13 protein-coding genes are annotated in these 13,110 nt (G+C 67.6%); 10 read left to right on the top strand and 3 right to left on the bottom strand.

All coding sequences use genetic code 11. The features are described from left to right. The first annotated feature begins 170 nt into the window (after positions 1-170). The 3 genes from ilvN (at position 171) to infC (ending at position 2,475) form a co-directional block, all read left to right on the top strand. Positions 171-674, top strand: a complete 504-nt coding sequence (gene ilvN, locus L2U69_RS08480) for an acetolactate synthase small subunit (RefSeq protein WP_236106351.1) — start codon at positions 171-173, stop codon at positions 672-674. A 40-nt stretch (positions 675-714) separates the two neighbouring features. After that, positions 715-1,734, top strand: coding sequence for a ketol-acid reductoisomerase (gene ilvC, locus L2U69_RS08475; protein WP_236106350.1), 1,020 nt, complete (start codon positions 715-717; stop codon positions 1,732-1,734). Between the two features lie 201 nt (positions 1,735-1,935). After that, the gene (gene infC / locus L2U69_RS08470; RefSeq protein WP_236106450.1) at positions 1,936-2,475 is read left to right on the top strand and encodes a translation initiation factor IF-3; all 540 of its coding nucleotides are present in this window, start codon (positions 1,936-1,938) and stop codon (positions 2,473-2,475) included. A 78-nt stretch (positions 2,476-2,553) separates the two neighbouring features. Here infC and L2U69_RS08465 read toward each other — a convergent pair whose 3' ends face one another. The 3 genes from L2U69_RS08465 to fsa are packed head-to-tail and all read right to left on the bottom strand — an operon-like array spanning position 2,554 to position 4,969. Beyond that, positions 2,554-3,537 carry a tyrosine recombinase XerC gene (locus tag L2U69_RS08465; RefSeq protein WP_236106349.1) on the bottom strand — a complete coding sequence of 328 codons (984 nt, stop codon included), beginning with the start codon at positions 3,535-3,537 and terminating at the stop codon, positions 2,554-2,556. Continuing rightward, positions 3,516-4,286 (bottom strand): DUF484 family protein, encoded by a 771-nt coding sequence (locus L2U69_RS08460; RefSeq protein ID WP_236106348.1) that lies wholly within the window; start codon positions 4,284-4,286, stop codon positions 3,516-3,518. Before L2U69_RS08460 ends, L2U69_RS08465 begins: the two co-directional genes overlap by 22 nt. A 26-nt stretch (positions 4,287-4,312) precedes the next feature. Beyond that, positions 4,313-4,969: a fructose-6-phosphate aldolase gene (gene fsa / locus L2U69_RS08455; protein ID WP_236106347.1), complete on the bottom strand. Its 657-nt coding sequence runs from the start codon at positions 4,967-4,969 to the stop codon at positions 4,313-4,315. Positions 4,970-5,092: 123 nt separating this feature from the next. On the opposite strand from fsa, the gene L2U69_RS08450 reads away from it, so the two are divergent. From L2U69_RS08450 to atpD, 7 genes are all read left to right on the top strand, one after another. Continuing rightward, on the top strand, positions 5,093-7,267 hold the full coding sequence (locus tag L2U69_RS08450) for a primosomal protein N' (RefSeq protein ID WP_236106346.1): 2,175 nt from the start codon (positions 5,093-5,095) through the stop codon (positions 7,265-7,267). Positions 7,268-7,398: 131 nt separating this feature from the next. Next, positions 7,399-7,731 (top strand): hypothetical protein, encoded by a 333-nt coding sequence (locus tag L2U69_RS08445; protein ID WP_236106345.1) that lies wholly within the window; start codon positions 7,399-7,401, stop codon positions 7,729-7,731. A 97-nt stretch (positions 7,732-7,828) separates the two neighbouring features. Further along, on the top strand, positions 7,829-8,305 hold the full coding sequence (locus L2U69_RS08440) for a GNAT family N-acetyltransferase (protein WP_236106344.1): 477 nt from the start codon (positions 7,829-7,831) through the stop codon (positions 8,303-8,305). A 354-nt stretch (positions 8,306-8,659) separates the two neighbouring features. After that, the gene (locus tag L2U69_RS08435) at positions 8,660-9,220 is read left to right on the top strand and encodes a F0F1 ATP synthase subunit delta (RefSeq protein WP_236106343.1); all 561 of its coding nucleotides are present in this window, start codon (positions 8,660-8,662) and stop codon (positions 9,218-9,220) included. Further along, positions 9,220-10,749, top strand: coding sequence for a F0F1 ATP synthase subunit alpha (gene atpA / locus L2U69_RS08430; protein ID WP_236106342.1), 1,530 nt, complete (start codon positions 9,220-9,222; stop codon positions 10,747-10,749). Before L2U69_RS08435 ends, atpA begins: the two co-directional genes overlap by 1 nt. A gap of 27 nt (positions 10,750-10,776) precedes the next feature. After that, on the top strand, positions 10,777-11,664 hold the full coding sequence (locus L2U69_RS08425) for a F0F1 ATP synthase subunit gamma (RefSeq protein ID WP_236106341.1): 888 nt from the start codon (positions 10,777-10,779) through the stop codon (positions 11,662-11,664). A 23-nt stretch (positions 11,665-11,687) separates the two neighbouring features. Then, positions 11,688-13,106, top strand: coding sequence for a F0F1 ATP synthase subunit beta (gene atpD, locus L2U69_RS08420; protein ID WP_236106340.1), 1,419 nt, complete (start codon positions 11,688-11,690; stop codon positions 13,104-13,106). The last annotated feature ends 4 nt before the right edge of the window (positions 13,107-13,110 follow it).

Genomic DNA, 13,110 nt, shown 5'->3' with positions numbered 1-13,110 from the left:
GTGCGTCATCCCGGCGAAGGCCGGGATCTTCGGCCGGTTACACGCGAACTGGTCATGAGGTCCCGGCCTTCGCCGGGACGACGCGCCGGGGAAAGGGAAGCCTGCCCAAAAATTTCCCAACCGACGTTTTTCGAGATATAAGCCCCGCCAACCGGGGAAAAGAGGGCGAAGTGGAACCGATCCGCAGCCATACCATTGCCGTTCTGGTCGACAACGAAGCGGGCGTTCTCGCCCGGGTCATCGGGCTCTTCTCGGGCCGCGGCTACAATATCGACAGCCTGACCGTCGCCAAGGTCGAGGATTCGCGCAATCTCTCGCGCATCACCGTCGTGACCTCGGGCACCGAAATGGTGATCGAGCAGATCAAGGCTCAACTCGACCGCCTGGTGCCCGTGCACAAGGTGCAGGACCTGACCATCGACGGTCCGTCGCTGGAACGCGAACTGGCCCTGGTCAAGGTGGTCTCGACCGGCGAGAAGCGGGTCGAGGCGCTGCGCCTCGCCGATGCCTTCCGGGCCCGCGTGCTGGACAGCACGGCGCAGTCCTTCGTCTTCGAACTGACCGGCGCGACCTCCAAGATCGACGCCTTCATCGACCTCATGCGCGGGCTCGGCCTGGCCGAACTGTCCCGCACCGGCGTCGTCGCGATCCAGCGTGGCGCCGGCTCCCTCTGATCCTCATCCGTTACGAACGACCACCCAAAGGACCAAGACCATGCGCGTCTATTACGATCGCGACGCCGACGTGAACCTGATCAAGGCGAAGAAGGTCGCCATCGTCGGCTACGGCAGCCAGGGCCATGCCCATGCCCTGAACCTGCGCGACTCGGGCGTGAAGGATGTCGTCGTCGCGCTGCGTGCCGGCTCCGCCACCGCCAGGAAGGCCGAGGGCGAGGGCCTGAAGGTCATGACCCCGGCCGAAGCCGCGGCCTGGGCCGATGTCGTCATGATCCTGACCCCGGACGAACTCCAGGCCAAGATCTACAAGGACGAGCTGGAAGCGAACCTGAAGCAGGGTGCGGCGCTCGTCTTCGCCCACGGTCTGAACATCCACTTCAAGCTGATCGAGGCCCGTCCCGACCTCGACGTCTTCATGATCGCGCCGAAGGGCCCCGGCCATACCGTGCGTTCCGAATATCAGAAGGGCGGCGGCGTGCCCTGCCTCGTCGCGGTTCACCAGAACGCCTCGGGCAATGCCCTCGACATCGCGCTGTCCTATGCCTCGGCGGTCGGCGGCGGCCGTTCGGGCATCATCGAGACCTCCTTCAAGGAAGAGTGCGAGACCGATCTGTTCGGCGAGCAGGCGGTGCTCTGCGGCGGCCTGACCGCCCTGATCAAGGCCGGCTTCGAGACCCTGGTCGAGGCGGGCTATGCCCCCGAGATGGCCTATTTCGAGTGCCTGCACGAAGTGAAGCTGATCGTCGACCTGATCTACGAGGGCGGCATCGCCAACATGCGCTACTCGATCTCGAACACGGCGGAATACGGCGACTATGTCACCGGCCCGCGCATCGTGACCGACGAGACCAAGAAGGAAATGAAGCGCGTCCTCGACGACATCCAGTCGGGCCGCTTCACCCGCGACTGGATGCTGGAGAATCAGGCCGGCACCCCGTCCTTCAAGGCGACGCGCGCTCTTCAGGCCGAGCATCCGATCGAGGAAGTCGGCGAGAAGCTGCGCGGCATGATGCCGTGGATCGCCAAGAACAAGCTGGTCGACAAGGCCCGCAACTGATGCCGCGCCGCCCCCCTGCCCGTCGGGGGGGCGGCATGTGCTACTCGCGACTTGAAAATCGGGGATTTGAGGACAATTATGTCCTCAGCTCCCGCCATGGCGGCGGGATCCTCATCAACCTAGCGCGGAAGGACTGAGGTGCAGGGTCGCTCGGACCCGAATGGCATGTGAAGTCCCCGCAGTGTCAGACGGAGACTCTACATAGCCCGCCCTCCCTTTCCCCAGTCCCTTCCCGAGAAGGGTGGTCCGCGTATCAATGACCAGATCACCGTTCCGCGCGTCCGCCTGATCGACGAGACCGGCGAGAACCGCGGCGTCGTCACCTTCGCCGAAGCGCTCCAGCTGGCCGATGTCGCCGGTGTCGACCTCGTCGAGGTTTCGCCCCACGCCGATCCGCCGGTCTGCAAGCTCCTCGACTACGGCAAGTACAAATACGAAGCCCAGAAGAAGGCCGCCGAGGCGCGCAAGAACCAGAAGGTCATCGAGATCAAGGAGATCAAGATGCGCCCCGGCATCGATCAGCACGACTACGACGTCAAGATGCGCTCGATCCGCAAGTTCTTCGAGGAAGGCGACAAGGTGAAGGTCACCCTGCGCTTCCGCGGCCGCGAGCTGGCGCACCAGGATCTGGGCATGAAGGTACTGATGCGCGTGCGCGACGACACCGAGGAAATCGCCAAGGTGGAGCAGATGCCCAAGATGGAAGGGCGTCAGATGACCATGGTCATCGCCCCGAAGTAAGCGTCCCGGCGTTTCGCCGACAGAGACCCCCCGCGCCCCGAGCCATCGCGTTCCGGGCCGGGGGGTTTTCTTTTGTCCTCAATCCCCGCCCCGCGCCCGGGGGTGGGCGTCGGCATAGGCGGCGAGGAGGCGGGCGGTGTCGACGTCGGTGTAGCGCTGGGTGGTCGACAGGCTGGCGTGGCCGAGCAATTCCTGGATCGTGCGCAGGTCGCCGCCGGCACCCAGCAGATGGGTGGCGAAGGAATGGCGAAGGGCGTGGGGTGTCGCGTCCGCGCCGAGGCCGAGGGCACCGCGCAAGGCTTCCATGCCGCGCTGGACGATGCGGGGCGACAGCGGCCCGCCCTTCACCCCGACGAAGAGGGGGCCGTCCTTGGCGAGCGCGAAGGGGCAGAGGCGCAGATAGCGTTCCACCGAGTCGGCGACCGCCGGCAGCACGGGCACCAGCCGTTCCTTGCCGCCCTTGCCGAGGATGCGCAGCGTCTCCCGCAGGGGGGCGTCGCGCCGCCTCAGGCCCAGGGCCTCGGAGATGCGCAACCCGCAGCCGTAGAGCAGGGCGAGGACCGCTTCGTCCCGGGCCGCGACCCAGGGTTCCTCCGTCAGGCAGCCGCCTTCCTCCACCAGGGTGACGGCGGCGGCCTGGGGCAGGGGGCGGGGCACCGCGTGGGGCAGTTTCGGCGCCTTGGCGGCGAGTGCTGCGGCGTTGTGGCAGAGCCCGCGCCGGTCGAGAAAGCGAAAGAACGAACGCAGGCTGGACAGTCCCCGCGCGGCCGACGCCGCCCCGATTCCGGCCGCCCGTCGCCTTGCCTGAAAGGCGCGGAAGTCGCGCGGGCCTAGCGCCGAAAGCGCGGCGAGATCGGGCAGGGCGCCCAGATGCTCGGCGAGAAAGCCGAGGAACAGGCGCAGGTCGCGGCCGTAACCGTCGATCGTATGATCGGAAGCGCGCTTCTCGGCCTTCAGATGGCGGAGCCAGAGGCCGACGGTTGCGGCGAGATCGGGGGCCGCCGGCAGCACGGCGGCGAATGCGTCCGAGGACGGCGGGGTCAGTGGCTCTGGCGCAGCCAAAGCTGGATCATCCGCTCGACCGCGAGCGCCAGGAAGCCGAGCAATTCGCCACCCTGGCCTTCCTCGTATTTCTCGGCGTCGCGGCTGCCGAGCGCCAGAAGGCCGACCGGCCCGTCCTCCCCGAGGTCGAGGCGGGCGAGGGCCTGGCTCCGCACCAGGGTCGCGGCCGGGCCGAAGATGGCGCCGTCGTCGATCTCGCCGGCGACGAGGCGGGCGCCGACACCCTCGCCCATCACCATGTCGATGGCGCCGGGCGGCAGCAGGTGCAGGTTGCGCACCGCCGGCGTATCCGACCACGGCTCTTCCGATTCGACGCAGAGGGTGACCACGTCGATACCGATGGCGGGCGCCAGATCCTGGGTGATGGTGTGGATCAGCTGCTCGAAGCTGGTCGCTTCCATCAGCATGAGCACGGCTTCATGCACGAGGGCCTGGGCCGAGACATTGGCCCGCGCCGCCGTGATCACTTCCGACTGGAAGACGCGCAGGCGGTCGTTGTCGCGGCGCAGGCGATCCACCAGGGCGCGCTGGAAATCCACCACCTTCTCGCCGTCGGCGTCGCTGCGCGGCGGCAGGCTCTGGTGTTCCAGGACGTCCGGGTTGCGCGCCAGAAATCCGGGATGCGTCATCAGATAATCCCGCACCTCGGCCGAGGTCAGGCGTTTCCTCGCCGCGGCCGGCTTTTCGCCGGCGGCGGGCTTCGCACCCTCGGGTTTCTGGCTGTCGGGTTTCTCTGTTGTCGTCGTCACGTCTGCCTGCCTGTCGGATGTGGCGATCAGAGGATCGACTGGCCGGTCTTCGCCCAATCCTTGAGGAAGGCGTCCAGGCCCTTGTCGGTCAGCGGATGATTGGCCAGCGCGCGCAGCACGTTCGGCGGCAGGGTGGCGACATCCGCCCCCATCTTGGCCGATTCGACGACATGGCGCGGGTGGCGGACGGAGGCGACCAGGATCTCGGTCGAGAGCGCCTCGTAATTGTCGTAGATCTGGCGGATCTCGGCGATCAGATCCATGCCCTCGGTCGCGATATCGTCCAGGCGGCCGACGAAGGGCGAGATGAAGGTGGCGCCGGCCTTGGCCGCCAGCAGCGCCTGCGACGGCGAGAAGCAAAGCGTCACATTGACCATGATGCCGTCGTCCGACAGCGCCTTGCAGGTCTTCAACCCGTCCCAGGTCAGGGGCACCTTGACCGCGATGTTGGTCGCGATCTTGGCAAGCTTGCGCCCTTCGGTCAGCATGGTGTCGAAATCGGTGGCGGTCACCTCCGCCGACACCGGCCCCTCCACCAGGTCGCAGATCTCGGCGATCGCCTCGAGGAAATTGCGGCCGGTCTTGGCGACCAGGCTCGGATTGGTGGTGACGCCGTCGACCATGCCGGTCGCGGCAAGGTCCTTGATCTCGGCGACGTCGGCGGTGTCGATGAAGAACTTCATGGAATCGGTATCCGCTGGAAACTTCGGGCCCGCCATCGAGGCCCCTGAAACGGGAGTCATGGCCACGGGCTTCGCGAATCGGCGATCCGCCCCGCCCCCGGCACGTGGCCGCCAATATAGCTCATGACCGCTCCCTCCCGCATTCCCGTTCTCGTCTCCCTGCCGTTTCCGGGCCCGCTCGACTATGCGCCGCCGCCGGGGCCGCCACCCGCTCCCGGCACCTTCGTCGAGGTGCCGCTGGGCCCGCGACGGGTGACCGGCGTCGTCTGGGACGGCGCGGGGGAGGGCGTGGTGCCGGCGGCGAAGCTGCGGCCGGTCGCGGCCGTCCACGACTGGCCGGCGATGACGGCGCGCGCGCGCCGCTTCCTCGACTGGATGGCGAGCTACACGATGAATGCGCCGGGCATGGTGCTGCGCCATTTCGTCAATGCCGCCAACAACGACGCGCCGGCGCCGACGACCGGCTATCGCGCCACCGGCCGCGATCCCGAGCGCATGACGCCGGCAAGGCGGAAGGTGCTGGACCATCTGGCGGCGGAAGGCCCGGGCACCGCGCCCGCGATCCTGGCCGCGACCGGGGTCTCGGCCGGCGTGCTGCGCGGCCTGGCCGAGGCCGGCGCGGTCGAGCCGGTGGAGATCATGGCGGCGGCGGCGGCCGGGCGCCGGCCCGATCCGGATTTCGCCCTGCCGGCGCTTTCCGCCGATCAGCGGGCGGCGGCGGACGATCTGGCGGCGGCGGTCGGCGACGGCGCCTATCACGCCTTCCTGCTCGACGGCGTCACCGGTTCCGGCAAGACCGAAACCTATATGGAGGCGATCGCGGCGGCGCTGCGCCTCGGCCGCCAGGTCGTGGTGCTGCTGCCCGAAATCGCGCTGACCGCCGCCGTGACCGAGCGTTTCGCAGGGCGCTTCGGCGCGGCACCGGCGGTCTGGCATTCGGATCTGACGCCGCGCGCCCGGAAACGGGTCTGGCGGGGCGTGGCCGACGGCTCCGTGCCCCTCGTCGTCGGGGCCCGCTCGGCCCTGTTCCTGCCCTATCGCAGTCTCGGCCTGATCGTCGTCGACGAGGAGCACGATCAGGGCTTCAAGCAGGACGACGGCGTCGCCTATCACGGTCGCGACATGGCGGTGGTGCGGGCGACGATCGAAAAATGCCCCATCGTGCTCGCCAGCGCGACGCCGAGCCTGGAGACCCTGGCGAACGTCGAGGCCGGGCGCTATCGCCGCCTCGTCCTGCCGGAACGCCACGGCGGTGCCGTGCTGCCCGAGATCCGCGTCATCGACATGCGGCAAAACCCGCCGGAGCGGGGCAATTTCCTTTCCCCCGTGCTGACGCGGGCGATGGCGGAGACCATGGCGCGCGGCGAACAGAGCCTCCTGTTCCTCAACCGGCGCGGCTATGCCCCGCTCACCCTGTGCCGCCATTGCGGCCACCGCATCGAATGCCCGAACTGTACCGCCTGGCTGGTGGAACATCGCAACCGGCGCCAGCTCGCCTGCCATCATTGCGGCCATGTCATGCCGATCCCCCACGCCTGCCCCGAATGCGGCGAGGAGGACAGCCTTGTACCCTGCGGTCCCGGCGTCGAACGGATCGAGGAAGAGGTGGCGAACGTCCTGCCCCAGGCCCGGCGCCTGGTGCTGGCATCGGACACATTGGGCGGGCCCTTGGCCCTTCAGGCCGCCTTCGATGCCATTGCGGCGCGGGAGGTCGACGTGGTGATCGGCACCCAGATCGTCGCCAAGGGCCATCATTTTCCCTGGCTCACGCTGGTCGGCGTGGTCGATGCCGATCTCGGCCTCGACGGCGGCGACCTGCGGGCGGGCGAGCGGATCTTTCAACTGACCACCCAGGTGGTCGGCCGCGCCGGCCGGGGCGAGCGCCCGGGCCATGCCCTGTTGCAGACCTTCGATCCCGAGGCGGGCGTCATTCGCGCCATCGCCGCCCATGACCGGGACGGTTTCGTCGCCGCCGAACAGGCGGCGCGCAAGCGCCACGGCCTGCCGCCCTACGGCCGGCTGGTGGCGCTGATCCTCTCGGGCCCCGATCAGGCGGAAGTGATGACCGTCGGCCGTGCCCTGGCCCGCACCGCGCCCCGCGACATCGACGGCTTCGACGTCCTCGGCCCGGCGCCGGCGCCCATGGCCCTGCTGCGCGGGCGCTGGCGCGTGCGCCTGCTGGTCCGGGCGCCGCGCCGCCTGAACGTCCAGGCCGTGCTGCGGCCCTGGCTCGACGCCCAGGCGATCCCGGGCCGTGTCCGGCTCCAGGTCGACGTCGACCCCTATCATTTCATGTGAGACCTCATGGATATGGTGTTGCCCGGCAGGCGGGACAAGGCAGCCCGGCACGCCCCCTGCCCCGCCTTCTCGGCACTGGTCAGTCGGCGCGATGGGCGGGACAGTCCGCCCCTGACATCGGAGGGGATCCAATGAGACAGGGGGACAGGCTGCGCCTGGTTCGCGTGCTCGGCATGCTGGGTTCGGCTCATGACGGCGAACGGTCAGCGGCGGCTCTGGCGGCTCATCGCCTGGTGACGGGCGCCGGCCTCACCTGGTCCGAATTGCTGTTGCCGCAAGGCCTGCGCGACGCGCCGCGGAAGGATGTCGGACAGCGCTGGGCCGATCCCTTCACGGATTACGTCGCGGCCGCCGATTCCCGCCTCCGGCAGGTTCGCGACGAGAACGAGGCGCTGCGCCGCGAAGTCCGGCATCTGCGCCAGTTGCTCGACGGTCGGCACCAGCGCCCGCGTCAGCGCGGCTAGGAGATCTGCGTTTCCGGCACTGGTGCCGGCGGCGCGATCCGCTCTGATGCCCGATATCGAAGCGGCACAGTCTGGCGGAACGACGAGAGGGCATGGGATGACGACATCGAAGGCCACGGAAGGGCGATTCGGCGCCTTGGCGATCAGGGAGGTCCGACCGGGCGACGAGGCGCGCTGGCGCGAACTCTGGGCCGGCTATACCGGCTTCTATCAGGCGGCCGTGCCGGAGGCGGTGACCGCGACCACCTGGGCCCGCATCCTCGATCCGCTGACGCCGGTCTTCGCCCGGCTGGCCGAGGCGGAGGGGCGCATCGTCGGCTTCGCCGTCTGCATCGTCCACGCGCGGACCTGGTCGATCGAACCGATCGTCTATCTGGAAGATCTCTTCGTCGATCCCGGGGTGCGCGGCGGCGGGGTCGGCTTCGCCCTGGTCGAGGATCTGAAGCGGGAGGCGCGGCGCCTCGGCGCCTGCCAGCTCTATTGGCATACGGAAGGCGACAATGCCCGCGCGCGGCGCCTCTACGACCGCTTCCGGCCGGCCGACGGCTATGTCCGCTACCGTCTCGATGTTTGACCGCGCGGGAATCGGTGAAGAAAGCGTTTTGCTGCACCGCTTCCTTCTTGAAATCCGTCGCATCCTCCCTTGGAATGCGTTGGGCGTTTTCGGCTCGGGGTTCTGGGTTCGCGCGCCGCGTGGAAGATGGTCTCGTTCAGACCATGGTCGAAGGCGCCGGTTGTTTTGGCCGGCAAATCGCACCTTAGACCATTTTGACGCGGCGCTTACGGTTGCGGCGCATCAAGGCCTGTGGTACGAGACGCCTGCTTCAGCGGGCGGGGTTCGTGTGCGCGTCATTCGCGCCCTTCTTCGCCCTGAGATTTCAACGGCTTAGAGGTAGCCCCTGCGGGGCGGCTGCCGGGGGCAAGGGTCTTGGCAACCTCATCGTCATTCGTCGCTCATATCGGTGCCCGCTATGCCGGCGCCCTGTTCGACCTCTGCATGGAACGTGGCGTGGTCGACGCGGTCGCCGCCGATCTCGATACGATCGCGGCGCTGATCGCCGAATCCGCCGATCTGGCCGCCTTCCTGAAGAGCCCGCTACACAAGCGCGACGAACAGGGCCGTGCCATGCAGGCGCTGATGTTCCGGGCCGGCGTCGGTCCCTTCGCCACCAATTTCGTCCAGCTCCTGGCCAGGAACGGCCGCCTGTTTGCCCTTCCGGCGGCGCTGTCGGCGTTCAAGGACCTGCTGGCCAAGTCGCGCGGCGAAGTGACGGCCAAGGCCGTCTCGGCCGAACCACTCAGCTTCGAGCAGAGCGAACAGCTCAAATCCGAATTGTCTCGCCTCGTCGGCAAGACGGTCACGATCGACGCCAAGGTCGATCAAAGCCTCCTCGGCGGCCTGATCGTGCGCGTGGGTTCGCGCCAGATCGACGGCAGCCTCAAGACCAAGCTCGACCGCCTGGCGGTCGCCATGAAGGGGAATGCATAATGGACCTCCGGGCCGCTGAGATTTCCGCAGTCCTCAAGGACCAGATCGCCAATTTCGGCGCTGAGGCCGAATCCACCGAGGTCGGTCAGGTCCTTTCCGTCGGCGACGGTGTCGCCCGCGTCTACGGCCTGGACGGCGTCCAGGCCGGCGAGATGGTGGAATTCCCCGGCGGGGTGAAGGGCATGGCCCTGAACCTCGAAGTGGACAACGTCGGTATCGTGATCTTCGGCTCCGACCGCGCCATCAAGGAAGGCGACACGGTCAAGCGGACCGGCACCATCGTGGACGTGCCGGTGGGCAAGGGCCTGCTGGGTCGCGTGGTCGACGGTCTCGGCAATCCGATCGACGGCAAGGGCCCGCTGGTGGACGTCACCCGCTCCCGCGTCGAGGTGAAGGCCCCCGGCATCATTCCGCGCCAGTCGGTGCACGAGCCGATGCAGACCGGCCTGAAGGCGATCGACGCCCTGGTGCCCGTCGGCCGCGGCCAGCGCGAGCTGATCATCGGTGACCGCCAGACCGGCAAGACCGCCGTCGCCATCGACGCCTTCATCAACCAGAAGGCGATCAACGCGGGCGACGACGAGTCGAAGAAGCTCTACTGCGTCTATGTCGCCGTCGGCCAGAAGCGTTCGACCGTCGCCCAGATCGTGAAGATGCTGGAAGACAACGGCGCGATGGAATATTCGATCGTCGTGGCCGCCACGGCGTCGGAGCCGGCGCCGCTGCAGTTCCTGGCGCCCTATACCGGCTGCACCATGGGCGAATTCTTCCGCGACAACGGCATGCACGCCCTGATCGTCTATGACGATCTCTCGAAGCAGGCCGTCGCCTATCGCCAGATGTCGCTGCTGCTGCGCCGTCCGCCGGGCCGCGAAGCCTATCCGGGCGACGTCTTCTACCTGCACAGCCGCCTGCTCGAGCGCGCCGCCAAGATGTCGGACGCCAAGGGCGCCGGCTCGCTGACCGCGCTGCCGATCATCGAGACCCAGGCGGGCGACGTCTCGGCCTATATCCCGACCAACGTGATCTCGATCACCGACGGCCAGATCTTCCTCGAGACGAACCTGTTCTATCAGGGCATTCGTCCCGCCATCAACGTCGGCCTCTCGGTCTCGCGCGTCGGTTCGGCGGCGCAGATCAAGGCGATGAAGAAGGTCGCGGGCTCGATCAAGCTGGAACTGGCGCAGTATCGCGAAATGGCGGCCTTCGCCCAGTTCGGCTCGGACCTCGACGCCTCGACCCAGCGCCTGCTGAACCGCGGCGCGCGCCTGACCGAGCTTTTGAAGCAGGGCCAGTTCTCGCCGCTGGCGGTCGAGGAGCAGGTCTGCTCGATCTACGCCGGCGTGAAGGGCTATCTCGACAAGATGCCGGTCGGCAAGATCGTCGACTTCGAGAAGGCGCTCCTCGACGAGCTGCGCACGAAATATTCGGACATCCTCGCCGCGATCCGGACCGAAAAGGCCCTGAGCGACGAGACCGACAAGAAGCTGGCGGCGGTCTGCGACGAGACCAGCAAGCGCTTCGTCTGAGTTCGAGCAGCGTAAGGGACAGCCGCCATGGCGAGCCTGAAGGACTTGAAGCTGCGCATCAACAGCGTCAAGTCGACCCAGAAGATCACGAAGGCCATGAAGATGGTCGCGGCGTCGAAACTGCGCCGCGCCCAGGAAGCCGCCGAAGCCGCCCGCCCCTATGCCGCGCGCATGGAGCAGGTGCTGGCCTCGCTGGCGGCCGGCGTGGTCATGACCGAGGACATGCCGAAGCTCCTGACCGGCACCGGCAAGGACGATGTGCATCTCCTCGTCGTCGCCACGGCGGAACGCGGCCTTTGCGGCGGTTTCAACTCGTCGATCGTGCGTCTGGCGCGTCAGCGCATCCAGTCGCTGATCGCCCAGGGCAAGACCGTCAAGGTGCTGTGCGTCGGCCGCAAGGGGCGTGACGCCCTTCGTCGCGACTACGGCAAGCTGATCATCGAGACGATCGAGGTTGCGGGCGGCGTGCGCAAGCAGGGCTTCCCGATCGCCGCGCGCATCTCGGAAAAGCTCTTCTCGCTCTATGAAGCCGGCGAATTCGACGTCGCCACGGTCTTCTACGCCGAGTTCAAGAGCGCGATCGCCCAGATCCCGACCGCGCAGCAGATCATCCCGGCCGCGCTGCCGGAAGGTGACGTGGAAGGTCCCGATCTCAAGGGCGCCATCTTCACCTTCGAGCCGGACGAGGAAGAGATCCTCGAGGCGCTGCTGCCGCGCAACGTCGCGGTGCAGATCTATCGCGCGCTCCTTGAAAACGCCGCCTCGGAAGAGGGCGCGCGCATGAGCGCCATGGACAATGCGACCCGCAACGCGGGCGACATGATCAATCGTCTGACGCTGACCTACAACCGGACGCGTCAGGCCGCGATCACCAAGGAACTGATCGAAATTATCTCGGGCGCCGAGGCGCTCTGAGGCTGGAATAGGAAGAGGCGCAAATGGCTAACCAGACGGGTCGCATCACCCAGATCATCGGCGCGGTGGTCGACGTCGAATTCGACGAGCACCTGCCCGCGATCCTCAACGCGCTCGAGACCACCAACCAGGGCAACCGCCTGGTGCTGGAAGTCGCGCAGCACCTCGGCCAGTCGTCGGTGCGCTGCATCGCGATGGACAGCACCGACGGTCTGGTGCGCGGCCAGCCGGTCTCCGACATCGGCGCCCCGATCACCGTGCCCGTGGGCAATGAGGTGCTCGGCCGCATCATGAACGTCATCGGCGAGCCGATCGACGAGCGCGGCCCGGTGCCGGCGACCAAATTCGCGCCGATCCACGCGCCCTCGCCGGAATTCACCGAACAGTCGACCGAAGCCCAGGTGCTCGTCACCGGCATCAAGGTCGTCGACCTGCTCGCGCCTTACGCCCGCGGCGGCAAGATCGGCCTGTTCGGCGGCGCCGGCGTGGGCAAGACCGTGCTCATCCAGGAGCTGATCAACAACATCGCGAAGGCCCACGGCGGCTTCTCGGTCTTCGCCGGCGTCGGCGAGCGGACCCGCGAAGGCAACGATCTCTATCACGAGTTCATCGACGCCAAGGTCATCGACCTCGAGGGCGAGTCCAAGGTGGCCCTGGTCTACGGCCAGATGAACGAGCCGCCGGGCGCGCGCGCCCGCGTCGCCCTGACCGGCCTGACCATGGCGGAATATTTCCGCGACGAGCAGGGCCAGGACGTGCTGTTCTTCGTCGACAACATCTTCCGCTTCACCCAGGCGGGTTCGGAAGTGTCGGCGCTGCTCGGCCGTATTCCGTCGGCGGTGGGTTACCAGCCGACGCTGGCGACCGAGATGGGCAACCTGCAGGAGCGTATCACCACGACCTCCAAGGGTTCGATCACCTCGGTGCAGGCCATCTACGTGCCGGCCGACGATCTGACCGATCCGGCGCCCGCGACCTCCTTCGCCCACCTGGACGCCACCACCGTGCTGTCGCGCCAGATCGCCGAGCTGGGCATCTACCCGGCGGTGGATCCGCTCGACTCGACCTCGCGCATTCTCGATCCGCGCGTCGTCGGCGACGAGCACTACGAGACGGCCCGCAAGGTCCAGTCGATCCTGCAGCAGTACAAGTCGCTGCAGGACATCATCGCCATCCTGGGCATGGACGAACTGTCGGAAGAAGACAAGCTGACCGTCGCCCGCGCCCGCAAGATCCAGCGCTTCCTGTCGCAGCCGTTCCATGTGGCGGAAGTCTTCACCGGCTCGCCCGGCGTGCTGGTCGCTCTCGAAGACACCATCAAGGGCTTCAAGGCGATCGCCAACGGCGAATACGACCACCTCCCCGAAGCCGCCTTCTACATGGTCGGCACCATCGAGGACGCGGTCGAGAAGGCCAAGAAGCTGGCGGCTCAGGCCGCCTGAGGAT

Origin of the sequence: Zavarzinia marina (assembly GCF_021568905.1) — a bacterium.
Lineage (GTDB): Bacteria > Pseudomonadota > Alphaproteobacteria > Zavarziniales > Zavarziniaceae > Zavarzinia > Zavarzinia marina.
Note: the sequence above shows the minus strand (reverse complement) of the source record. Positions and strands in the feature narration are given on the sequence as shown.

Bases quoted from the DNA above. Each gene is read 5' to 3' on its own strand.
- ilvC (WP_236106350.1), top strand. From the start codon at position 715: ATGCGCGTCTATTACGATCGCGACGCCGACGTGAACCTGATCAAGGCG.
- fsa (WP_236106347.1), bottom strand. From the start codon at position 4,969: ATGAAGTTCTTCATCGACACCGCCGACGTCGCCGAGATCAAGGACCTT.
- L2U69_RS08450 (WP_236106346.1), top strand. From the start codon at position 5,093: ATGACCGCTCCCTCCCGCATTCCCGTTCTCGTCTCCCTGCCGTTTCCG.
- L2U69_RS08445 (WP_236106345.1), top strand. From the start codon at position 7,399: ATGAGACAGGGGGACAGGCTGCGCCTGGTTCGCGTGCTCGGCATGCTG.
- L2U69_RS08440 (WP_236106344.1), top strand. From the start codon at position 7,829: ATGACGACATCGAAGGCCACGGAAGGGCGATTCGGCGCCTTGGCGATC.
- atpA (WP_236106342.1), top strand. From the start codon at position 9,220: ATGGACCTCCGGGCCGCTGAGATTTCCGCAGTCCTCAAGGACCAGATC.
- L2U69_RS08425 (WP_236106341.1), top strand. From the start codon at position 10,777: ATGGCGAGCCTGAAGGACTTGAAGCTGCGCATCAACAGCGTCAAGTCG.
- atpD (WP_236106340.1), top strand. From the start codon at position 11,688: ATGGCTAACCAGACGGGTCGCATCACCCAGATCATCGGCGCGGTGGTC.